Source organism: Bradyrhizobium monzae (genome assembly GCF_021458635.1).
Lineage (GTDB): Bacteria > Pseudomonadota > Alphaproteobacteria > Rhizobiales > Xanthobacteraceae > Bradyrhizobium.
Genome location: NZ_JAIRDQ010000001.1, coordinates 315,290 through 336,729, shown reverse-complemented (window position 1 = coordinate 336,729; position 21,440 = coordinate 315,290). Strand labels below are relative to the sequence as shown.

25 protein-coding genes are annotated in these 21,440 nt (G+C 64.3%); 14 read left to right on the top strand and 11 right to left on the bottom strand.

Going from position 1 to position 21,440, the window contains the following annotated elements; genetic code table 11:
- Positions 1-223 precede the first annotated feature (223 nt).
- Positions 224-1,588: an APC family permease gene (locus tag K3F49_RS01780; protein ID WP_234679044.1), complete on the top strand. Its 1,365-nt coding sequence runs from the start codon at positions 224-226 to the stop codon at positions 1,586-1,588.
- A 2-nt stretch (positions 1,589-1,590) separates the two neighbouring features.
- Entirely contained in the window at positions 1,591-2,802 is a 1,212-nt protein-coding gene (locus tag K3F49_RS01775; protein ID WP_234679043.1) for a hypothetical protein, read from the top strand.
- Here K3F49_RS01775 and K3F49_RS01770 read toward each other — a convergent pair whose 3' ends face one another.
- Positions 2,803-2,991, bottom strand: coding sequence for a hypothetical protein (locus tag K3F49_RS01770; RefSeq protein WP_234679042.1), 189 nt, complete (start codon positions 2,989-2,991; stop codon positions 2,803-2,805).
- A 91-nt stretch (positions 2,992-3,082) separates the two neighbouring features.
- Positions 3,083-3,421, bottom strand: coding sequence for a membrane protein insertion efficiency factor YidD (gene yidD / locus K3F49_RS01765; protein WP_234679041.1), 339 nt, complete (start codon positions 3,419-3,421; stop codon positions 3,083-3,085).
- A 241-nt stretch (positions 3,422-3,662) separates the two neighbouring features.
- Here yidD and K3F49_RS01760 point away from each other — a divergent pair, with 241 nt between their 5' ends.
- Positions 3,663-4,571, top strand: a complete 909-nt coding sequence (locus K3F49_RS01760) for a COG3904 family protein (RefSeq protein ID WP_234679040.1) — start codon at positions 3,663-3,665, stop codon at positions 4,569-4,571.
- Between the two features lie 113 nt (positions 4,572-4,684).
- Here K3F49_RS01760 and K3F49_RS01755 read toward each other — a convergent pair whose 3' ends face one another.
- On the bottom strand, positions 4,685-5,140 hold the full coding sequence (locus tag K3F49_RS01755) for an iron-sulfur cluster assembly scaffold protein (RefSeq protein WP_234679039.1): 456 nt from the start codon (positions 5,138-5,140) through the stop codon (positions 4,685-4,687).
- Between the two features lie 243 nt (positions 5,141-5,383).
- Here K3F49_RS01755 and folE point away from each other — a divergent pair, with 243 nt between their 5' ends.
- The 4 genes from folE to K3F49_RS01735 all read left to right on the top strand — a co-directional run bounded on the left by folE (position 5,384) and on the right by K3F49_RS01735 (position 9,061).
- Positions 5,384-6,076 carry a GTP cyclohydrolase I FolE gene (gene folE / locus K3F49_RS01750; RefSeq protein ID WP_234679038.1) on the top strand — a complete coding sequence of 231 codons (693 nt, stop codon included), beginning with the start codon at positions 5,384-5,386 and terminating at the stop codon, positions 6,074-6,076.
- 27 nt (positions 6,077-6,103) lie between these two features.
- Complete coding sequence (gene hisI / locus K3F49_RS01745; RefSeq protein ID WP_234679037.1) at positions 6,104-6,526, top strand: phosphoribosyl-AMP cyclohydrolase; 423 nt, start codon at positions 6,104-6,106, stop codon at positions 6,524-6,526.
- 183 nt (positions 6,527-6,709) lie between these two features.
- On the top strand, positions 6,710-7,726 hold the full coding sequence (locus K3F49_RS01740; RefSeq protein ID WP_234679036.1) for a lytic transglycosylase domain-containing protein: 1,017 nt from the start codon (positions 6,710-6,712) through the stop codon (positions 7,724-7,726).
- Between the two features lie 159 nt (positions 7,727-7,885).
- On the top strand, positions 7,886-9,061 hold the full coding sequence (locus K3F49_RS01735) for a DUF2336 domain-containing protein (RefSeq protein WP_234679035.1): 1,176 nt from the start codon (positions 7,886-7,888) through the stop codon (positions 9,059-9,061).
- Between the two features lie 110 nt (positions 9,062-9,171).
- Here the strand turns inward: K3F49_RS01735 and K3F49_RS01730 are convergent, their stop codons facing one another.
- The 3 genes from K3F49_RS01730 to K3F49_RS01720 form a co-directional block, all read right to left on the bottom strand.
- Positions 9,172-9,750, bottom strand: coding sequence for an Hpt domain-containing protein (locus tag K3F49_RS01730; RefSeq protein ID WP_234679034.1), 579 nt, complete (start codon positions 9,748-9,750; stop codon positions 9,172-9,174).
- 30 nt (positions 9,751-9,780) lie between these two features.
- Entirely contained in the window at positions 9,781-10,326 is a 546-nt protein-coding gene (locus K3F49_RS01725) for a response regulator (protein WP_008133731.1), read from the bottom strand.
- Positions 10,327-10,425: 99 nt separating this feature from the next.
- Positions 10,426-11,205, bottom strand: a complete 780-nt coding sequence (locus tag K3F49_RS01720; RefSeq protein WP_234679033.1) for an NAD kinase — start codon at positions 11,203-11,205, stop codon at positions 10,426-10,428.
- 232 nt (positions 11,206-11,437) lie between these two features.
- Here K3F49_RS01720 and K3F49_RS01715 point away from each other — a divergent pair, with 232 nt between their 5' ends.
- Complete coding sequence (locus K3F49_RS01715) at positions 11,438-13,018, top strand: S10 family peptidase (protein WP_234679032.1); 1,581 nt, start codon at positions 11,438-11,440, stop codon at positions 13,016-13,018.
- Here the strand turns inward: K3F49_RS01715 and K3F49_RS01710 are convergent.
- Together K3F49_RS01710 and K3F49_RS01705 are read right to left on the bottom strand one after the other, a co-directional pair.
- On the bottom strand, positions 13,008-14,393 hold the full coding sequence (locus K3F49_RS01710) for a serine hydrolase domain-containing protein (RefSeq protein WP_234679031.1): 1,386 nt from the start codon (positions 14,391-14,393) through the stop codon (positions 13,008-13,010). The genes K3F49_RS01715 and K3F49_RS01710 overlap by 11 nt on opposite strands.
- A 109-nt stretch (positions 14,394-14,502) precedes the next feature.
- Positions 14,503-15,045 (bottom strand): tetratricopeptide repeat protein, encoded by a 543-nt coding sequence (locus tag K3F49_RS01705; protein WP_234679030.1) that lies wholly within the window; start codon positions 15,043-15,045, stop codon positions 14,503-14,505.
- 249 nt (positions 15,046-15,294) lie between these two features.
- Between K3F49_RS01705 and K3F49_RS01700 the strand changes: the two genes are divergently transcribed.
- From K3F49_RS01700 to K3F49_RS01685, 4 genes are all read left to right on the top strand, one after another.
- On the top strand, positions 15,295-15,636 hold the full coding sequence (locus K3F49_RS01700) for a His-rich protein BRANT (protein WP_234679029.1): 342 nt from the start codon (positions 15,295-15,297) through the stop codon (positions 15,634-15,636).
- Positions 15,637-16,023: 387 nt separating this feature from the next.
- Positions 16,024-16,419 carry a hypothetical protein gene (locus K3F49_RS01695; protein ID WP_234680554.1) on the top strand — a complete coding sequence of 132 codons (396 nt, stop codon included), beginning with the start codon at positions 16,024-16,026 and terminating at the stop codon, positions 16,417-16,419.
- 287 nt (positions 16,420-16,706) lie between these two features.
- On the top strand, positions 16,707-17,414 hold the full coding sequence (locus tag K3F49_RS01690) for an outer membrane protein (protein WP_234679028.1): 708 nt from the start codon (positions 16,707-16,709) through the stop codon (positions 17,412-17,414).
- Between the two features lie 267 nt (positions 17,415-17,681).
- Positions 17,682-17,924 (top strand): hypothetical protein, encoded by a 243-nt coding sequence (locus K3F49_RS01685; RefSeq protein WP_234679027.1) that lies wholly within the window; start codon positions 17,682-17,684, stop codon positions 17,922-17,924.
- 27 nt (positions 17,925-17,951) lie between these two features.
- Here the strand turns inward: K3F49_RS01685 and K3F49_RS01680 are convergent, their stop codons facing one another.
- Together K3F49_RS01680 and K3F49_RS01675 are read right to left on the bottom strand one after the other, a co-directional pair.
- The gene (locus K3F49_RS01680; protein ID WP_234679026.1) at positions 17,952-18,206 is read right to left on the bottom strand and encodes a hypothetical protein; all 255 of its coding nucleotides are present in this window, start codon (positions 18,204-18,206) and stop codon (positions 17,952-17,954) included.
- Positions 18,207-18,527: 321 nt separating this feature from the next.
- Positions 18,528-18,917, bottom strand: a complete 390-nt coding sequence (locus tag K3F49_RS01675; RefSeq protein ID WP_234679025.1) for a hypothetical protein — start codon at positions 18,915-18,917, stop codon at positions 18,528-18,530.
- A gap of 105 nt (positions 18,918-19,022) precedes the next feature.
- Between K3F49_RS01675 and K3F49_RS01670 the strand changes: the two genes are divergently transcribed.
- Positions 19,023-19,193 (top strand): hypothetical protein, encoded by a 171-nt coding sequence (locus tag K3F49_RS01670; protein ID WP_234679024.1) that lies wholly within the window; start codon positions 19,023-19,025, stop codon positions 19,191-19,193.
- On the opposite strand, the gene K3F49_RS01665 is transcribed toward K3F49_RS01670, so the two are convergent.
- Positions 19,190-19,405: a hypothetical protein gene (locus K3F49_RS01665; RefSeq protein ID WP_234679023.1), complete on the bottom strand. Its 216-nt coding sequence runs from the start codon at positions 19,403-19,405 to the stop codon at positions 19,190-19,192. The genes K3F49_RS01670 and K3F49_RS01665 overlap by 4 nt on opposite strands.
- A gap of 255 nt (positions 19,406-19,660) precedes the next feature.
- On the opposite strand from K3F49_RS01665, the gene K3F49_RS01660 reads away from it, so the two are divergent.
- On the top strand, positions 19,661-21,358 hold the full coding sequence (locus K3F49_RS01660; protein WP_234679022.1) for a methyl-accepting chemotaxis protein: 1,698 nt from the start codon (positions 19,661-19,663) through the stop codon (positions 21,356-21,358).
- The last annotated feature ends 82 nt before the right edge of the window (positions 21,359-21,440 follow it).

Genomic DNA, 21,440 nt, shown 5'->3' with positions numbered 1-21,440 from the left:
TCCGGAACGATCAAAAAAGACCACGCAATCGTGTCGCGATTGTGGGAGGGGAGCGCGTATTTCCGCGGCCAACTACGGGTTTATTGCCCAGACGCCGGTCTAAAAGGTGACTAATTACCTATTATGACCGCCTCATTTAACCCTTGTTAACCCTGCTTGAATTGACTGGACCAATCTGCACGATGCCTCCCATGAGGCGCGACGCCTGAGGCTAAGGACCCAGATGACGGCATCAGATGCGGGAACCGCGCCCTGGACCGGGCGGCTGACCGGCGGCTCCGGGATTTCCGTTCTGGTCGCAACCGCGATCGTCGTAGCAGACATGATCGGGGTCGGCGTCTTCACCAGCCTGGGCTTCCAGGTCAAGGACATCCCCTCGGGCTTCTCGATCCTCGCATTGTGGACCGTCGGCGGCATCGTCGCGCTGTGCGGCGTGTTCTCCTACAGCGAATTGGGCGCGATGTTTCCCCGCTCGAGCGGCGAGTACAATTTCCTTGGCCGCGCCTATCATCCGGCCTTCGGCTTTCTCGCCGGCTGGGTTTCGGCGACGGTCGGATTCGCCGCACCCGTAGCGCTTGCGGCCATGGCTTTCGGCGAATACGCCAAGTCCGTCATGCCCGAGGTGCCGCCGATCCCGCTCGCTATCGGCGTGGTGTGGCTGGTCTCGATCGTGCAATTGACCGGCGTCAGGCACTCCTCGACCTTCCAGCTGATCTCGACCATCCTCAAGGTCGTGCTGATCGTCGCTTTCCTCGTCGCAGGCTTCGTCGTCGGTACGCCGCAGCCGATCTCCTTTGCGCCGCAGGCCGGTGATCTCGCCCATATCGTGAGCGCGCCTTTCGCGATCGGGCTTGTCTTCGTGATGTACTCATTCTCGGGCTGGAATGCCGCGACCTACATCATCGGCGAGATGAACACGCCGCAGCAGAGCCTGCCGCGCGCACTGCTCACGGGCACGCTGATTGTGCTGGTGCTGTATGTCGTGCTCAACGCGGTGTTCCTTTACTCGACACCAATCAGCGCGTTGGCCGGTCAACTCGACGTCGCAAGCGTGGCCGGCAGCGCCATCTTCGGAGGCCTCGGCGGCCGGATCGTCGGTGCCATGATCTGCGTTGGCCTGATCTCCTCGATCAGCGCGATGATGTGGATCGGCCCGCGCGTGATGATGACGATGGGAGAGGACATCCCGGCGCTGCGCGTGTTCTCGAAGCGATCGGTGAGAGGCGCGCCGGCCTATGCCATCCTGTTTCAGCTCGCGGTCGCCAATCTGCTGCTGTTCACCCGCAGCTTCGAGGCGGTGCTCGACTTCATCCAGTTCTCGCTGCTGTTCTGCTCGTTCTTCACCGTTGCCGGCGTCATCAAGCTGCGCATCACCGATCCCGACCTGCCGCGGCCCTATCGCGCCTGGGGATACCCGTTTACGCCGCTCCTTTTCCTGCTCGTGACCGCGTCCATGATGTACTACCTCTTGACCGAGCGGCCGGTTCAGTCGCTGTCGGGGATGCTCGTCATGCTCTCGGGCCTGTTGATTTATGCAATTTTCCGCAGGCGGCCGGTCGCCGCTGCCACGTCACACAATCGCGAATAGACATGTTTCGACCCGTGAGAATTCTGGCCGCCGCTCTTGCCCTTATGGCTGCGGCCATCTCGTCCGCGCGCGCGGCCGAGGTCACTTTCGACGACACTGCGCGCTTCCTCGCGGGCATGCAGCCTTCAGCGGACTCGCCGCTGGTGGCGCTCACCAGGGACCCGTCCTGGCAGCATCACGCAAAATTCTTCGACGGTGCCTTTGCCCAGCTCGAGCAGCGGCAATTGTCGAAGATCCGGAGCTGGTCGGACGTCAATCTCGCCGCGCCGCGGCCAACCATGTTCTATTTCTTCAGCGGTCCGGATTTCCTTTACGCCAACGCCTTCTATTCCAGGGCCAGCACCTACGTGCTCGGCGCGCTGGAGCCGGCCGGTGCGGTGCCCGATCTGACCAGGCTGACGCGCGGTTCGGTCAATGCCGCGCTCTACAATGTCGAGCGCTCGCTCGGCTCGATCCTGAGCTTCTCCTTCTTCATCACCAAGCAGATGAAAGTCGACCTGCACGCCAACCAGGTCAACGGCACCTTGCCGATCCTCTACGTCTTCATGGCGCGCTCTGGCAAAACCATCCGCAACGTCGAGACGGTCGCACTCGACAACAAGGGCGGGGTGCACACGGGCAATGACAATCCGGGGCCGAACGCCACGCGCGGCGTGCGCATCACCTTCGCAGGCGCCGACGGCGAGGCGCGTACGCTGTATTATTTCTCGACTGATCTCTCCAATTCCGGTGCGCGCGCGGCAGGCTTCCTGAAATTCTGCGAGACGCTCGGGCCCGGCAACAGCCTGCTCAAGAGCGCGTCGTATCTCTTGCACGCGGGCAACTTCACGGTCGCCCGCGATTGGCTGCTCGCCAACAGCGCGACCATCATCCAGGATGATTCCGGTGTTCCGCTTGCCAACTACAATCCGCGGCAATGGCGGTTCTTCCCGTTCGGTCGCTATCTCGGGCCGATCAACGAATTCCCCGGCCGCTATCAGGAGCGCTACGCCGAGCTGTTCACGCGCGCGCAACCGATCGATTTCGGTGTCGGCTATCGCTGGCGAATGCATGAATCGAATTTGCTGCTGTCGGTGAAGATCCCGGGGAGCGAGCTCGCGCCGACTGCGGAGACGACCTCGTTTGCCGAGCCGCCGCCGAAACCTCGGCCGAAGCGGCCGCGGCCGCCCGAGCCGATCCCGCCGCCGCCCGGGCGCTTCTTCTGGTTCCGCTAGCTACCAGTGCACGCTTTGGCTTGGCACGATGAACGCCGTCGTGCTTGGCGGCGTCGCAAGGCTTGTCGCGAGATACCAGCCGGAACCGACGACGAGCACGAGCAAAGCGACCACGGCCAGCATGTCGATGGTTCTGGGGTCGTAATGGTGGTGACTGAAGTGAAAATGAGGGCTGATTTTCCAGCGCATTGTTGTTTCCTCCCAAGGGAGCATCACAACAACGCGAGGGGGAAGTTCCGGTTCCGCTTAGAGCAGCGATGTGCAAAGCACCGCAGCATGCTTACGAGGCGTTGACGCCGCGCCAGCGGCCGTAGCGCCAAGGCGTGTACCAGCGCGCGCCTTGCGGCGCAGTGACAGGCACATTGTCGATGCCCGACGTGCCGAAGGGGTTGCAGCGCAATAGGCGCGCGAGAGTCATCCAGCCGCCGGCCCAGAGTCCGAACCGCTCGATCGCCTCGTCGCCGTAGACGGAGCAGGTCGGCAGATGGCGGCAGTTGTAGCCGACCAGCGGCGATAGGGTGTGCCGATAGAGCCAGATCAGCGCGCGACCGAATCTGCGCGGAAATCGAAGCACGCCCGCGACGGAACTGGAACAATGCTCGCAGGCTGAATGCTTCATGTGCGCTTTGCTGCGATCGTGGGCGAAGTGTTGCACGGTTCCGGCGCAGGGAACAGCAAGCTGTTGTTTTCGCGCCATATTTTCCATGCTTTTTGGGAGCAGTGCAGCAAGTCCCTATGGACGAGCTGTATTCCCCCGGATACCATTTTTATGACACTCGTGAAAACATACGACTGTATGATCGACTCATCGAGCGCGAAGCGGGGATAATCGCGCCAATGGGCTTGGGGAAGGGATCAGTTTGACACTTCTGAAGTCACTCAACCTTCGGGGCTGGTTGCTGGTGGGAACCGCCGCTTGTGGAGTCGTGCTGGCTGGCGCCGTCGCGACATTCGGATCGTCGGCCAGAGCCGGTGCTGCCCTCGAAGAGCGCAAGCTGCCAATGAAGTTCAGCTGGGTCGCCTGCGAGCCGAAGTGCCGCGGCTGGATTAGCGCGGTCGGCATCATCACCGCCGATACGCCAAAGGACTTCGAGGAATTTTCTCGCGGACGCCAGCTCGGAGGCGCCACCGTGGTGCTCGACTCCAGCGGCGGTTCCGTCAACGACGCGATCGCGCTCGGCCGGCGTTTCCGCAGTCTCGGACTTTTGACTACGGTCGGTATCAGCGTGCAGAATCGCGGCGGGCAGTCGGCCCGTCCGGCCGTCGCGTCCGAAGCCTATTGCGAATCCATGTGTGTGTTCGTGCTGCTGGCCGGCAAGAAGCGTTACGTGCCGGAAACCGCCCATGTCCGGGTCCACCAGATTTGGATGGGCGACCGCGCCGACGATGCCAAGGCGGCGAGCTACAGCGCGCAGGATCTGATGATCGTGGAGCGCGATATCGGCCGGCTCGCCAAATACACGTTCGACATGGGCGGCGCCGGCGATCTGTTGTCGCTCGCGCTCAGTGTGCCGCCGTGGGAAGATTTGCACGAACTCGACGCGGGCGAGCTCAAGCTCACCAATATCGTGACGACCGATCTGGTGGCCGACGTGTTGCCGCACGTGGACGTCTCTGCGCCGGCAATGGCGGAGCTTGCACCGAAGACGCAGGCGAGGTTCGGCGCGGAACCGGAGCAGCCGCAGCCCGCCAAGTCGACCAAGACGGCGGAAGCCTTGGTGCCGCCGACCGGGGGAGTCGCCACGCCGGGCACGGCGTCGCAAAAGTAAGCTGTCCCCATCGTCATCCCGCGACGGCGTGAAACGACGAATCCGGAATGCAGAGATTGCGGCGCGAAATTCTGGGGGCGCGCTGACATGCGCCCCGGAATGACTGAGGGGAATCAGCCCTGCGCCGCTGCCGGCTGCTTCGCCTTGGCCTCGATCTGGCCGATCGCATCCACCACGGCATCGAAGGTCAGCAGCGTCGAGGCATGGCGCGCCTTGTAATCTCGGACCGGCTCGAGGAATTTGATTTCCTCCCACTTGCCTTCCGGAGGCGAACCGTTCTCTTTCAGCATCTTGCGAACGGCTTCGCGTAACTCACGGAGCTCGCTCGCAGTCGAGCCGACCACGTGACTTGCCATGATGGATGAAGAGGCTTGGCCAAGCGCGCACGCCTTCACGTCATGCGCGAAATCGGTGACGGTGTCGCCCTCCATCTTGAGGTCGATCTTCACGGTCGAGCCGCACAGCTTGGAATGGGCGGTGGCGGTGGCATCGGGGTCCGACAACCGCCCGAGGCGCGGAATATTCCCGGCCAGCTCGATGATCCGCTTGTTATAGATGTCGTTCAGCATGTGATGGAGTCCAACACTTACCTGCCGGATCGGCCTTGGCGGGCGCGATCCAGGGTCCTATATAGGGTCGGAACTTGCGGAAAAACAGTCCGGCGGTGCGTGGGCGATGATCCAGATTTGCATTGTCGGCGTTATTGCCAAGAGGTCTCTTTCGCCAAATACTGTTCTCTTCAGGCGTCCGGCGGCTTGTCCGCCCCGTCTGCCGGTGACACTCCGGCCGCAAGGCCGTCGAACGGAGTAGACATGGACGCTGCAATCAAATCCATTCGCCCGAACAAGCCCTCTGACAAGCAGCCCGAGAGCCGCCCGGCCGAACTCGATCCTGCCGAATTCCTCGCGGCCGCCGTCCGCGCCGACCAGCCGCGCCCCGCGCGTGCCGAGGCGGAAGCGGCGGTGAAGACGCTGCTTGCCTATATCGGCGAGAACACCGGGCGCGAGGGCCTGCTCGACACACCGCGCCGCGTCGTCGAGGCGTTCGACGAGCTCTATCAGGGCTACCACCAGTGCCCGGCCGAGGTGCTCGACCGCACCTTCGGCGAGACCGCCGGCTATGACGACTTCGTGCTGGTGCGTGACATCGAGTTCACCTCGCAATGCGAGCATCACATGATGCCGTTCTACGGCAAGGCGCACATTGCCTATACGCCAGTAGAACGCGTCGTCGGCCTGTCGAAGCTTGCGCGACTGACCGACATCTTCGCCCGCCGGCTCCAGACCCAGGAGCACCTGACGGCGCAGATCGCAGCCGCGATCGATGAGATCCTGAAGCCGCGTGGCGTTGCCGTCCTGATCGAGGCCGAGCATACCTGCATGTCGGTGCGCGGCGTCGCCAAGCATGGCGCCTCCACCTTCACCAGCCGCTACACCGGCATGTTCCGCGACAACCCGGCGGAACAGGCCCGCTTCCTGTCCATGGTGCGAGGCATGGCGCGCTGACCTCGCGACTAACTGCCGAGGTTTGTCGTGTCCGCTCACTCCCACGAGATCGAGGAAGGCCTGGCCTTCCTCCCCAAGTTCGATGCGAATGGCCTCGTGACCTGCGTGGCGACGGACGTCGCCACCGGTGACGTGCTGATGGTCGCGCATATGAATGACGAGGCGCTGCGCAAGACCATTGCCACCGGCGAAGCCTGGTACTTCAGCCGCTCGCGCAATGCCTTGTGGCGAAAAGGTGAGACCTCAGGTCAGACCCAGCGCGTGGTCGATATCCGCACCGATTGCGACCAGGACGCGGTCTGGCTTCGCGTCGAGCAGATCGGCGCCGCCTGCCACACCGGCCGCCGGTCCTGTTTCTACCGCAAGGTCGAAGCCGACGGCGGCGGTGCGAAGCTCGTCTTCGTCGATGCCGACAGGCTGTTCGACCCGAACGCGGTCTACAAGAAGTAGCTCTCGTCGTTCCGAGGCGCGCGGCTTGTCCGTCCGAAGCTCGAAGAGCGAAGGCGGATGCGCACCGGAATGACGGCGACCGCCAGATTAACCCCGCATTAACCATAACTGTCCCACGGTGAGACGATCAGGCGACCGAATTGCCGGCGCCGCTCAAACGCCGCGCGGGCCGGTCACGCCATCATGTCGGTCGACAATTCCAGTGCCTCGCAGACGGCCGCAACCGACCAGTCGCGGCGCGTTGCGGGCGCGATCAAGCAGGCTTCGAGCCAGACCGGCGTCAGCTTCGAATACATGCTGACCACCGCCAAGATGGAATCGGATTTCGATCCATCGGCCGGCGCCACCACCTCGTCCGCTCACGGCCTCTATCAGTTCATCGATCAGACCTGGCTCGGCACGGTGAAGGAGGCGGGTCCCCAGCTCGGCTATGGCAACTATTCCGACGCCATCAGCAAAACCTCGTCCGGCAGTTACACCGTCGACGATCCCTTCATGAAGCGCTCGATCATGAAGCTGCGCGACGATCCCGAAGCGGCCTCCAGCATGGCGGCGGCGCTGACGCAGTCCAACAGTTTCAAGCTCACGGGCCTGCTCGGCCGCAGGCCGTCCGACAGCGAACTCTACATGGCGCATTTCATGGGCGTCGGCGGCGCGGCGAAGCTGATCGCGAATGCAGAGGACAATCCGCAAGCTGTCGGTGCGCGTCTGTTTCCCAACGCGGCATCCGCCAATCGCTCGATCTTCTATGCCAGGGATGGCCGCGCGCGCAGCGTCTCCGAAGTCTATTCGGTGCTGAACGCGCGCTATGCGAGCGCCTCGAATGCGAAATCCACGCGCAGCGCGATGGCGATGTATGGCGACACGCCATCGACCACACAGGTTGCCGCCGCCAACGCCCTGCAGCCCACCGTGCCGATGGTCAACGGCGCCGCCTATCTCCAGTCCTTCCCGGATGCACGTGGCGTGACGCCGGTGAGCGCGACATCGTCGACAACCGTGGCCGACAACGCGCCGATCACGCCGGCATTCCGTTCGATCTATCAGCCCGGCGATGCGACGCAGCCGGTCTCGACGACGGTGCAGAAATTGTGGGGCAACAACGCCTCGCTCACTTCGGCTGCGTCGGCGACGCCCGACGTGCGTCCGCCACAACCGCTCGATCTGTTTAGCGATCGCAGCGGCACGTTCTCGAGCTAGCGCGCGATCACGTCGAGAGCGCTGCTCTCAGCCCTTAACAAATCATCAATGAAACCAGCAAGTTATGGTGAACGCTTTGTTAAGCGTCGTGGTTTATTTTGTGTTGCAGGTGACAAGCCGTCACCGTTTCTTTTTTTCGTTGCGTAAGCCGGAAGCACCATGATCGTTCGGCAGTTCATCAATTGGATCAGGACCGCGCCCGCCGGCGAGCGGGCGGAGGCAACGCGGGCATTGGCGCGGGCCTGGCTGATCTCGGACCTTTCTCACGACGACCGTGTCGCCGCCGAAGGCGCGCTGCTGATGCTGCTCGACGATCCTTCGCCGCTGGTGCGGCAGGCGATGGCCGAGGCTTTCGCGCGCAGCACGGATGCGCCGGCGTCGATCGTGCGGGCGCTGTCGGCGGACCAGCCGACCGTGGCGCTGCCCGTACTCGAACATTCGCCGCTGCTGATTGATGCCGATCTCGTCGACATCGTCGCGACCGGCGATGACGAAGTGCAGTGTGCGGTCGCTCGCCGCATCGCGCTGCCGGTCTCGGTCTGCGCCGCCATTGCCGAGGTTGGCTGCGCGGCCGCCGCGCTGGAGCTGATCGAAAATCCCCACGCCGAGCTGGCACCGTTCTCGTGGAATCGCATCGTCGAGCGTCACGGCCATCTCGCCGCGATCCGCGAGGCGATGCTGGTGCTGGACGACATTCCGGCTGCAACACGCGCTGCGCTGGTGGCAAAGCTCTCCGAGACGCTGGCGCAGTTCGTGGTGGCGCGGAACTGGCTGAGCGCCGACCGCGCCGAGCGCATGACGACCGAGGCGCGCGATCGCTCCACCATGAATATCGCGGCGCGCTCGCGCGGCGACGACATGCAGGGCCTGGTGAAGCATCTGCGGATCACTGGCCAGCTCACCGCGGGTCTGATCCTGCGCGCGCTGCTGTCGAGCAATCTCGAACTCTTTGATGCGGCGCTGGCCGAATTGGCCGATTTGCCGCTCGCGCGCGTGTCCGCTCTGCTGCACGATCGGGGCGGCAACAGCCTGCATGCGCTGCTTCGTCGCGCCGGGTTGCCCGAGGCGACCTTCGCGGCGTTCCAGGTCGCGCTCGATGCTTGCCACGAGCAGGGCTTCGTCGACACCGACGACACCGCGGCGCGGCTGCGCCGGCGCATGGTCGAGCGCGTGCTCACCCATTGCGAGACCGACCGCGGCGCCACCGAGCCCCTGATGGTCCTGCTGCGCCGCTTCGCCACCGAATCCGCGCGCGAAGAGGCGAGGTTGTTCTGCGATGAGCTGGTCGCGGAAGACACGATTGATCCGGTGTACGACAATTTGATCGCGGCGTAGGTCGAGCTGTACCCGCAATCTCCGTCATTGCGAGCGCAGCGAATCAATCCAGCGGACGGATTCCGGATTGCTTCGCTGCGCTCGCAATGACGAGAGGAGGGAGTTGAGCTTTACTCTGCCGGCACGATGCTCGGCGCGAGGATCACTTCGAGATGCTCGGGGCGGTCACGGTTAACGTCGGCGAGATAGTCGTCGGCGACCTTGCGCAGACGGCGGCTGAGCTCGGCGGAGACGCTGATGCTGTCGAGCTTGGTGTTCTCGTGCACGATGGCGAGGATCGCGTTAATGTGGTGCGCGAAGAGCTCGGCCGGCACCTTTTCGAGATCCGGCGCGTGCTCGATGACGCGGCAGAGGCTCTCGGCAACTCCGGATGCAGCTGGAAAACCGAACGTGGCGGCGTCGCCCTTGATGTCGTGTGCGGCGTGGAACAGCTCGTCGCGCCGCTCCTTGGTGAAGCGGTCGTTGCGGATCGCGACGTAGGCCGACGACAGCCGGTTGACTTCGATCGTCATCCAGCTCTTGAATTCGCCGGACAGATCGGCAAGCGCCTGCTCGGCGCGTCCTATCGGATCGTCCATGTCCTTTTCCTCGACCCGGCGCAGAACTTTACGCAGCGGATTGGGCTGCGTGATGATTTGATGCGTGGCGAAGGCCTTGACCTCGATGTCTCGTGCGCTGTTCTTCGCCATGATGCCTGCCTCGTCGGGTGAGACGTTGCGCTAGATGGAGGAGCGGGCCTTGTCGAGCAGCGAGGGCTGCTGGAGCACCTCGTGCTTTTCGCCGACGCGGCGTTCCGGGCCCATATAGGCGGAGTTGGTGTTGCGGCGCCGGTCCGGGCCGAAATAGGTTTTGGTCTTGATGAAGGGCCGGGGACTGGCGACCACGTTGAGAATGCGCTGGTAGAGGCCCTTGGCCGAGATCGGCTTGGCCAGGAATTCAGTGACACCGGCGTCGCGCGCGACCGTGACGCGGCGCTTCTCGGAATGCCCTGTCAGCATGATGATCGGCGCGTAGGGGTTGCCCTTGGATTCCGGCTGCCGGATCATCTGCGCGAGCTCGAGCCCGTCAAAGATCGGCATCGCCCAATCGGTGATGACGATGTCGGGCACGTAATGGCTGTACATTTCGAGCGCAGTGGCGCCGTCCTCGGCCTCGTAGACCTCGCGCGCGCCGAACGAATGCAGCAGCGTCCGCAGGATGCGGCGCATGTGCGGATTGTCGTCGCAGACGAGGAAGCGAAGCTTGTTGAAGTCGATGCGGAACATGACGCCTGGGCCAGAGCGGTCAACCTTCGTTAACCATATCGTGCCGAGGGTTAACGAAGCGTTGCGAACGAGCCTCTGGCGGGGGGCAGGGCCGGCAGGTCAGTAGCCGAACTGCTCGCGCAGGATCCGTTCCTCCAGGCTGTGGCCGGGGTCGAATAGCATGCGCATCGAGATGGTCCTGTCCGACAGGATCTCGACGCGCCGGACCCTGCGCACCTCCTCATGGTCGGCGACGGCCGCGACGGGCCGCTTGTCGTCTTCCAGCACCTCGATCACGACATAGGCCGTGTTGGGCAGCAGCGCGCCGCGCCAGCGCCGCGGCCGGAAGGCGCTGATCGGTGTCAGCGCCAGCAGCGCGGCGTTGATCGGCAGGATCGGTCCTTGGGCGGAGAGATTATAGGCGGTCGAGCCTGCCGGCGTCGCCACGATGATGCCGTCGGCGATCAACTCGGGCATGCGCTCGCGCTCGTCGATCAGGATGCGCAGGCGCGCCGCCTGGGAGGTCTGGCGGAACAGATAGACCTCGTTGATGGCGTGATGCAGGTGAACGCGGTCATTGGTATCGGTCGCGCGCATCAGCAGCGGGTTGATCTCGGATTCATGCGCCGCCTCGAGCCGCGCGCGCAGATCGTGCGTCGAGTATTCGTTCATCAGGAAGCCGACCGTGCCGCGGTGCATGCCATAGATCGGCTTGCCCGAGTGCATGTGCTGGTGCAGCGTCTGGAGCATCAGCCCGTCGCCGCCGAGCGCGACCACGACGTCGGCCTCGCTCGGATCGCAATTGCCGTATTGCGTGGTGAGCTGGTGGAAGGCGGCCTCTGCCTCGCTGCTCGGGCTGGCGACGAAGGCGATCCGGTCGTATCGCGATGGCTTGGTCATGGCTTCCAGGCAGGTGTCGCTGGCTCGAGAAAGTTCTGCCGAGGTCGTCTATACGACCTGGGCCTGTATTGTCGAGGACGGCCGCTCGACAAGGCAAACGGGCCGGTCGGAGACGGCAAAAGCCGTGGGATCGGCCCGGAAAGCCCTTCCGGAGCCTCCGATCCCCCAAACCGTCGCAATTGGCGGCTACAGCTGCAGCCAGCGACCGACGGGCGGGTCAGGGAGAACAATCATGATCATGAGCTTGCCGATGCTGCGCCGTGCGGGGCTCGTGCTGGCGGTGTCCGCTTTCGCGCTCTCGGGCCTGGCGTTCGTAGATTTGGCACGTGCGGACGATCCGCCGCAGCCGCGCAACGAGGCGGCGGCACCCGTGGGGCAAAAGGGCGGGCGTGGCGGCAATGCACAGAACGCGGCGCAGGCTTCACCGGCGGCATCCGATCGTCGTCTTCCCGGAGATTCGACGACCACGCAGACCCTCGACCTGCCGGGCCGAGCGCTCAACTTTGCCGCGACCGCCGGCTCCGTCCGTGTATTCGACGAGAAGGGAGAGCCGCTCGCCGACATCGCCACCACGTCTTACGAGCTCGACGGCGCCGATCGCGCCACGCGCCCGGTGACGTTCCTGTTCAACGGCGGGCCCGGTGCCTCGTCGGCGTGGCTCCAGTTCGGCGCGGCCGGGCCGTGGCGGCTGCCGCTCGATGGCGAGGGGCTATCGCCGTCGGCCTCGCCCGAGGTGAAGCCCAACCCGGAGACCTGGCTCGACTTCACCGATCTCGTCTTCATCGATCCCGTCGGCACCGGCTACAGCCGCGTCATCGCGAGCGGCGAGGATGCACGCAAACGGTTCTATTCGGTCGATGGCGACGTCAACTCGATTGCGCTCGTGATCCGCCGCTGGCTCGAGAAGCACAACCGCCTGACCTCGCCGAAATATGTCGCGGGCGAGAGCTATGGCGGCATTCGCGGGCCGAAGGTCGTGCGCCAGTTGCAGATTCAGCACGGCGTCGGCGTCAAAGGTTTGATCCTGGTGTCGCCGCTGCTGGATTTCCGCGAGTTCACCGGCACGAGCCTCCTGCAATATGTCGCGACCTTGCCGAGCTATGTGGCGGTGGCGCGCGAAGCCAAGGGACCGGTCAAGCGCGCCGATCTCGCCGATGTCGAGGCCTACGCCCGCGGTGAATTTTTAGCCGATCTCGTCAAGGGCGAGGCGGACAGGGAAGCCACCAATCGCCTGGCCGACAAGGTCGCCGAGCTCACCGGCATCGACCAAGCGGTGAGCCGCAGGCTCGCGGGCCGCTTCGATGTCGGCGAATTCCGCCGCGAGCTCGACCGCAAGAACGGCATGGTGACCGGGCGTTACGACGCCTCCGTGCGCGGCTTCGATCCCTATCCGGATTCGAGCAGCTCGCGCTTCGGCGACCCCTCGGGCGATGCGCTCCAGGCGCCGCTGACGAGTGCCGCGGTCGATGTGCACACGCGAAAGCTCAACTGGCGGCCCGACGGCTCCTATGAAGTTCTCAACGGTGCGGTCGAGCGCAATTGGGACTTTGGAGGCGGCATCAACCCGCCGCAATCGCTGTCGGAGTTGCGCCAGATCCTCGCCGCCGATGCGAAGCTGAACGTGCTGGTCGCGCACGGCTTGTTCGATCTCGCCACGCCCTATTTCGGAACGAAGCGGGCGCTCGACCAGCTGCCGGCCTTTGTGACGTCGCGCGTGAAATTCGTCGTCTATCCCGGCGGCCACATGTTCTATTCGCGCGACGGCTCGCGACAGGCGTTTCGCGGTGAAGTCGAGGCGCTCATCAGGGAGTAGGTCGTCGCTTGCGGGGCGGATATCTCCGCGCGATCTCGCGCGCGACAACGGCTGCGGGTTTGATGTTGGCGCCACCGAGCCAGATGTCGTTGATCCTCCCGCGCTTGTCACGGACGCGCCGTACCGGCTCGCCGTGACTGGAATAGCCGGCCGCCCAGGCGAGCTTGCCGGTGTCGCGGCCGGTGACCTCGATCTCGGCGGCATCCATGAACGGGTTGTTGAACTGCGGATTGGCTATCAGCACCCGGTTGCCCGCCGGCACGAGGTCGGTCGCGCCCCAGATCGTCCACCAGCGGCCGGTCCAGTCGCGCACGCGCCGGTCGGCTGCGCCGCGCGTCTTGAACACGCGGAGGATCTGCATCGCGCCGTCCATCCAGATCGGTGCCGCGCCGTCGATGGAGTTGCTGAGGATGCTGATCGCGAGCTCGCATCCGGGGATGGAGCAGGTCCGCGAGATGTACCCCTGGAAGCCGCCGCCATGGCCGAACCAGTCCCAGCCGTCGGTCTTGCCGGCGTTGACGCCGAGGCCGTAATAGCCCTCGAAACTTTGCGGCACGCGCCAATGGTTGCGCGTCATCTCGCGGCGGCTCGCGACTGAGAGCACGCTCTTCCTGGCGTTGGGGGCAAGCTGGGCAAAGAAACGCGCGGTGTCGGCGGCGGTGGCGACGAAGCCCGCGGCGGATGCCATTGCGTGCGCGGGATTATCGCCGGGGATGACGCAGCGCTCGCCCAGCGGCAGCTTGCGCGTGTGGCCGCGCGCTAGCAACGCGCCCCTGGGAAGCGGCGCATTCGGCTCGGTCTCGCGCAGGCCTGCAGTCTCGATGATCTCGCGCTTGATCCAGGCGGCGTAGGGCTCCTTGGTCACGGCTTCGATGACGAGGCCCATCAGCGCAAAGCCGTGATTGGAATATTTGAAGCGCGTGCCGGGCTCGATCGCGGGAGGTCCCTTCAACTCGGCGAGCAGCTCCCTGGCGTTGAGATAGGGCCGGCTGTCGATGAACTGGCCGGAATCGACGCCGTCGCGCGTCAGCCCGGCGCTGTGCGAAAGCACTTGCGCAATCGTGGTCTCGGCCACGCGCGGATGCAGGCCGCTGACATATTGGCCGACGGGATCGTCGAGCCTGAGCTTGCGCTGCTCGCGCAGCTTCATGATGCCGGCCGAGGTAAAGCTCTTCGAGTGCGAGGCGATGCGGAAGCGGTGGCGCGGAGTGAGCTTCTCGCCGGTGTCGAGATTGGCAAGCCCGAACGCATGCTCGGCCACCACCTCGCCGCGATGGACGAAGGCGACCATGACGCCGGGCTGTTGGAAGGTCGTCTGCTGGAATTCGATCCAGGAGCCGATGTAGTCGATCGCGGATCGCAGCCACGTGTCCATTGCGCTACCAATTTGCGAGGGGGATGGTTGCGAGAAGCTAGCCGAGAAAGCAGAACGGGCACAACCCCAAGGGGTGTGCCCGTTCGCGTCATGCGAAGATGCGATGGCTTTAGTAGACGAGCGTCGCGCCGGTCGGCTTGTCGAGCGCGGCGGCCAGCGAGCGATACTCGGAGCTGTCGGTGCCGGCCAGCATGGCGATCTTGTTCAAATGATACTGCGCCTGTTCGCGGTTGCCCTGCTCGAGCTGCCAGAGCCCGTAATACTGCCAGGTGCGGACGTGGTTCGGATCGTCCTTCAGCGCGATCTCGTAATAAACCTTGGACGACTGGTAGTCGCCGAGCTTGCGATAGGAGTAGCCGATCAGGTTCGCGACGTCGGCGACGTCGTCACGCTTGAGCTGCTTCAGCTGGCCGATCGCGCCCGTGTAGTCGTGATTGTCGTAGATCGTGGTGTAGGCGGTGCGATAGGCCGCGAGGAATTTCGGATCGCTGACGGAAGAGCTCTTCTTCTTGCCCTTCTTGGACGAGTTGTCCGACTTCGGCGGCGAGGAGGGCTCATCGCCGCCCGCCGCATAGGCGCTGGTCAGCACCGGTGCGGCCGCCAGCGACATGGCGACGAGTCCCGGCACAACAAGCATTGAGAGTTTGCGCATTGAAGTTCTCCCGTATGGAACGTGGCGATCCTACACGATTGCCCAAAGACCGGAACACCCGGTACGCAAAAACATTCCCGGCACCCCGGCCTATTCGCCTTTGCTCAGATGACAAACTTGTCATCGAGATGAACGGCGGCTGGCTGCGGGCTTCAGACAGGGTTCAGCGCGATCCCGCTAGGCTCTGACCCATGATCGAAGGGTTGGCGAGAGGGCGCCGGCCCAAGATCCTTCCAAGAGGAGACCACCATGTTGAAGACCATTTCCGCCGCCTTGCTTGCAGCCTCCGTCATCGCAGCCCCGGCCTTCGCCGCTGAAGCCGGCAAGACCACCACGACTGCGCCGGTGATCAAGGCGGACCAGACCCAGAGCAAGGTCTCGACCACCGCCGCCAAACCCGACGCCGGCGTCAAGGCCGATGCCAAGGTCGATACCAAGACCAAGGCGATGAACGCCAACGCCGCGATCACGCCGGACGAGCACAAGACGGTGCGGACGCATCGCCATCACCACAAGCATGTGTCGGCCACGAAGTCGCTGAAGACGCAGCCGAGCGTCACCAAGCCGGTGACCATCGAGAAGCGCAGCTAACGACTGATCCCGCGCGGCGGCATCCCTGGATTGCCCTGCCGCCGCGTGCGGAGTCGGCTCGCTCGTCACGCCCCGCGCGCAAGCGCGAGGTGCTGGCGACGGGCCGGTGCGCCGTTTGCCGCAATGAATTCCCTTCGTTTCGAGACCGCAAACAGGAATCTCGGAAACAACCCCATGCACAGTAGACGACGGCAGATGAACCAGGGGTTGACTGACACAGGTCTGCGGATTTTACGAATCCGTTTGACTCGTCGGGCAAAACACCTCTAAACAGGCATCATTGCAACCTTGGGGCGGAACACTCCGGGGCTGGAATACTCCAAGTCGATTGAGCGGCGAGCGCGAACTGTGAGGCGATTGGCGAAACGTGCGGCGAGCCGGGCATTGATCCTGGCATTGCCGTTGGCGCTCGCGGCATGTTTCGGCAGCGACGGTGACCGTCCCAGCCTGATGGAGGGGGCCCAGGCCGGAGGGCCGCAGCCGTTTCCGGATAATTTCCGCAGCGACGCGGTGGCCCTGATGCGCAGCTATCTCAACAACCCCGTCGGCGTGCGCGATGCCGGCATGGCCGATCCGGTGCTGCGCGAGGTCGGCGGGCGGCAGTTCTATGTCAGCTGCCTGCACTTCACGCCGCGCGAGACCGACGGCAGCTACAAGGCGATGCGCGAGCGCGCCGTCGTCTATGTCAACGGCCGGGCCGACCGCGTCATCGAGCGCGCCAACGAAATCTGCGCAGGCGCGGTTTACGCACCCTTTCCAGAACTGGAAAAGATGACGCGGTAGTGCAAAGCCCGCCTTCATCGCGCGGTGCTAGGACGAATGCCGCCGGAGCCGCTGGATCACATTTCGGCGAGCTTTGAACGGAGCGGTTCAGCCTTGCGACAAATTGTTACGGCTGGACTTGCGCGGACGACAAAATCTGTCGGCGCAGGCCGACGGGATGGAACAAAAGCGCGATGTTGCCGCTCCGTCACAGCCTCGAACGATCAACGTTCCGGCATCGCCGCGAAGCAACCCAATTCACGCCACGTTGTTTCCTGAGTGTCGTAAATGAAAGAACGGGGATGACCATGAAGACGATCTTGCTCGGGGCAGCAGCTCTGCTCGCTCTGGCCGCACCGGCGGCCGCAGCGGACATGCAGCCGCGCACCTACACCAAGGCTCCGGCCTACACGCCGCCGCAGGTGATCTACAACTGGACCGGCTTCTACATCGGCGGCCATATCGGCGGCGCCTTCGCCGGTGACAGCAGCTTCCAGTCCAGCGACGCCCGCTTCCTGGGTGGCGTGCAGGGCGGCTTCGACTACCAGTTCGCGCCCAATTGGGTGGTGGGTATCGAGGCGCAGTATTCCTGGCTGCCGACCAACAACAATGGCGTCACGTTCCCGTTTGGGACGCAGGTGACCTCCAACACCGACCAGCTCGGCTCTGTGACGGGCCGGATCGGCTACACTTGGGGTCCGACGCTGCTCTATGCCAAGGGCGGTTACGCCTGGCGCAACGGCGGTCTCGGCGTGAACATCGCCGGCGTGCCGCAGGCCTTCACCACCACCGGCAACAGCAAGGACGGCTATACCGTCGGCGCCGGCCTCGAATACATGTTCGCGCCGAACTGGTCGGCCAAGGCCGAGTACCAGTATTACAATTTCGGCAGCACGACGATCACCTCCGGTCCGGCCGACGTCGTCGGCGTTCGCGGCCGGGATGACGAGCATACCGTCAAGGTCGGTGTGAACTACCGCTTCGGCTGGGGCGGTCCGGCGGCCTCGCGCTACTGAGCCGCCGCGCGCAGCACGACCAGGATCTGACAAAGGCCGGCTTCCCGCCGGCCTTTCGTTTGCCGGCCCACATGCCGACTGTCTGTTTGCCTTGTTGTTTGCGTTGCGTGAACCATCTGGCGCGTCATTTGCAAGCAAACAGACTGGCGCGCGCCTTCTCACACGTGTCACGGGGATCGGGTAAAGCAAAAATAATTTTTGCGACTTACGGAACTCGCGCTCCGGAGAGCGTTATTACTGAATTGCCGGGCTGGTGGGACAACGAACATGCGTATCTTGGCGTCGGTGGTGGTGGTCTCGTGCTTCGTCGCCCTGCCGTGTTCTGCCCAAACAATCCTCAAATCCGAGCCTCTGATGTTGGCACCTTACGAGGTCGCCTTCGTGAAGGACGCCTCCTGTGCGTCGGGCAAGGTGCTCAAGGTCACCGGGGCGATCCGCGGGCTGCACCGCCGCAAGGCCTGCGTGGCGCTCGCCGGCGAGCAGGCCTCGCTGGCGACCGCGACGCCCTGAGGCGCTCGGCCAGACTTCGGGCGGATTTCACGAGTTCAGCTCAAGCTCTATCCTGGATTCCCGCTCGGCGTCCGCCTTGTTCTTGGCGGGGTCTTCGCCTTGGGCGACCTGGCACGATCTGATCTCGTAGTCGTTGTCGAGCACCCGGCGCGGACCGTGCCGCTCATCGTCGGTGCCGACATCCACGACCAGACCGCTCCGTTGCGCGAGCTTCCAGATGTCGGCCTCATCAGGATAGGCTTTGCTGATCTGGCTGTCGTTGCAGAACAGGGCGTAGGGCATGCTTCCCGCTCCCGGAAAGCGCGTTAACGACTTGATGGGGCCAGGGGTTCCAGGGCGATCACGGGGCCGTGATCAGCGGCCGCAGACGAGGGGTAGAGTGGCCGGCCCTGAGTCCTTAACGAGTCCTGAATCCCCAAAAAAAGATACTTTGGGACTCGTTTGGCGGAATCAGCGGATGTTTCCGGCCATGACGACCGACCTGAAAACATGCTGCGGGCACATGCTTCTGCCACTGACGCTGGCACTGTTCGGCGCCTGCGCGGCCAATCTCTGGCTGGTTTGGTCCTGGCTATAGGCCTCGGCTGCGAGGTGGTGCCCGCCTCACTTGTCTGGACGGAGGGAAGGGTCGCGGATCGCGGCGCGGAGCCTGGACAGTGTCGCCGCACAATACTCCTCGCGCTCCCGCTCGAAGCGCTCCTGATGCTTTCTGAAGTTGGCAATTCGGGCCTCCATCTCGGAGCGAAAATCACCGGCCATCCGTGGCGGACGGGCAGGCAAAGGCCGGGGCGGCGGGGTGGCCTGCGGCGGCGGATCGGCCTGCTTGGCCTCGAACGCAACGGTCACGGTCTGGACGGAGACGCTCTCTGTCGTCACCACCGCCGCAACCGTAGCGGTATCCAGCTGACGGACGTCGTCCTTCTTGCCGGAAACCGATTGTACGAAGGCCAGTGTCTGCGCGATCAGCGCGTCGCGCTCCCTGATCCACTTCATGATCCACCACCCTGTTAGAGCTATTCCACCAAAGCAGGGGCGCCGAATCAAGCAGGCTCTCTGCAAGGCATTGCATATTTTTCCCGAACGCCCGACATTAGAGCGATGGATTCCGAGGCCGAACCGTCGGACGAAGCGCAGGGCCTATGGCTCGTACGCGCCTTTTTGTCACTGCCGCCCGACAAGCGGGCGGAGGTGATCGCGTTCGTCGAGGATCTGGTGCGGGCCCACGCCCAGCCCGAGGGCGGTCAGAAACCTCTCCGACCTGATCGCTAGCGCTGGCGTGGATTGACGTTGGGCACGAAGGGGGCGCCGCCGACTACCCGGACCGATGCCTGGATCGACCCTCGGGTCGAGCTGTCGATCGGCCTGCTGTCGGCGACCTGCTCCTCTGGGGCTTCGCCAAACACCGCAAGCGCGGGCTCGAGCATCGCGAGTGCGCCGGCGACGACGGCGCAGCACAGCGTGACGGTCGTCAGCAGGACCATGTTTCGATTGTCTTCCCTGATCCGCATGGGGCGAGAACAAGTAAGCCCCGCGGTTGGTTCCAAGGCGGCATTGGCGGACCGGGGCGCTCCATAAGCGACCGAAGCTTACGCCAGGCTTACGCGCGGCCTCCGAATGGCTATTTTCCCGTAAGATTACGCCCGTCATTTAGTATCAAATTTTAACATTAGCGGGTTCCAATGCCGCCGCTGGGACTGCGTCGGTCAATGGTGACCGAAAATAATCAGGCGGCTGCGATGAGCTTTTTGAACAATTTGAAGATCGTGTCGAAGGTTGCGCTGATCGTGACCGTGATGGGCATTGCCCTGGTCGCCGTCGCGGCCTTCGGCATCCGCGAACTCTCGGCAACCGTCGACGGCTTCAGCGAGCTCACCGCCATGCAGTCGGCGGCCCTCAACCTCACGCGCGCCCAGCGCCGCATCGAGACCTATCATGCCGCGCTCTATGCGGTGTTCACCGAGACCACCGAGGCCGGCAACGCCAATCGCCTCAAGATCGCGAACCAGAACCGCAACGAAATTCGCCAGTATCTGGACGCTGCCGAGCAGGACGATCCGGCGCGGGCCGCCGAAACGAAGAGCGTCGGCGCGCAGTTGACGGCCGCCTTTGCCGGCTGCGATCCGGTGCTCCAGGCCGGTGCGTCTGCAAGCAGCCCGGCGGAGAATGCCAAGGCCGCCGATCGTGCGCACAAGGAATGTGACCCGCTGATCGATGCGGCTCTTGATCGCGTTGCCAAGTTCACGGCCGATACGTCCAAGGCCGTGACCAAGCGCAAGGAAGCCATCGAGCGCGATACCAAATCCGCCACCTGGACCGTGATGAGCGTCAGCGCCGGCGGCCTGATCATCGGCATCGCGATTGCGCTTTTCATCGGCCTGGTGGCGATGTCGAAGCCGATCGCCAGGCTCAAGCTCGCCATGGAGGGCCTGGCGCGCAACGATCTCAAGACCGAGGTACCCGAGAAGGATCGCCGCGACGAGATCGGCGAGATGGCCAGCACGGTCGAGGTGTTCAAGACCAACGCGATCGAGGTGGAGCGGCTCAAGGCGGCGCAGGCGGAAGCCGAGAAGCAGGCCGCCGAGCAGCGCAAGCGCGACATGTTCAGCCTGGCCGATGGCTTTGAGCGTGCGGTCGGCGAGATCATCGATACCGTCGGATCCGCATCCACCGAGCTCGAAGCGTCATCCTCGACGCTCGCCACCACCGCGCAGCGCGCGCAGGAGCTGACTTCGGTGGTCGCGGCTGCTTCCGGTGAAGCCACCGGCAACGTCCAGTCGGTTGCGACCGCCACCGAGGAGCTGTCTTCCTCGGTCAACGAGATCAGCCGCCAGGTGCAGGAATCGGCGCGGATGGCGAGTGAAGCCGTCAACCAGGCCCGCACCACGACCGAACGGGTCAGTGAGCTCTCGGTCGCGGCGACGCGCATCGGCGACGTCGTCGAGCTGATCAACACCATTGCGGGCCAGACCAATCTGCTGGCGCTGAACGCCACCATCGAGGCGGCACGCGCAGGCGAGGCCGGCCGCGGCTTTGCCGTCGTCGCCGCCGAGGTGAAGACGCTGGCCGAGCAGACCGCGAAGGCGACCGGCGAGATCAGCCAGCAGATCTCGGGCATCCAGAACGCCACCCAGGAATCGGTGACGGCGATCCGCGACATCTCCGCGACCATCGAGCGGCTGTCGGAAGTGTCCTCGACCATTGCCGCGGCCGTCGAAGAGCAGGGTGCTGCAACCCAGGAGATCTCGCGCAACGTGCAGCAGGCTGCGCACGGCACCCAGCAGGTCTCGGCCAACATCACCGACGTGCAGCGCGGCGCCGCCGAGACCGGCTCGGCGTCCACGCAGGTGCTCTCGACCGCGAAGATGCTGGCGACCGACAGCACCCGGCTGAAGGACGAAGTCGGAAAATTCCTGCGGACGGTGCGCGCGGCCTGAGCCGCGCGACCTACAAGGTCCGGCGGCCTTGCGCCGCCGGCGCGCCACAGAGTCTATTGCGGCAGCAAGAACGCCATCGCGA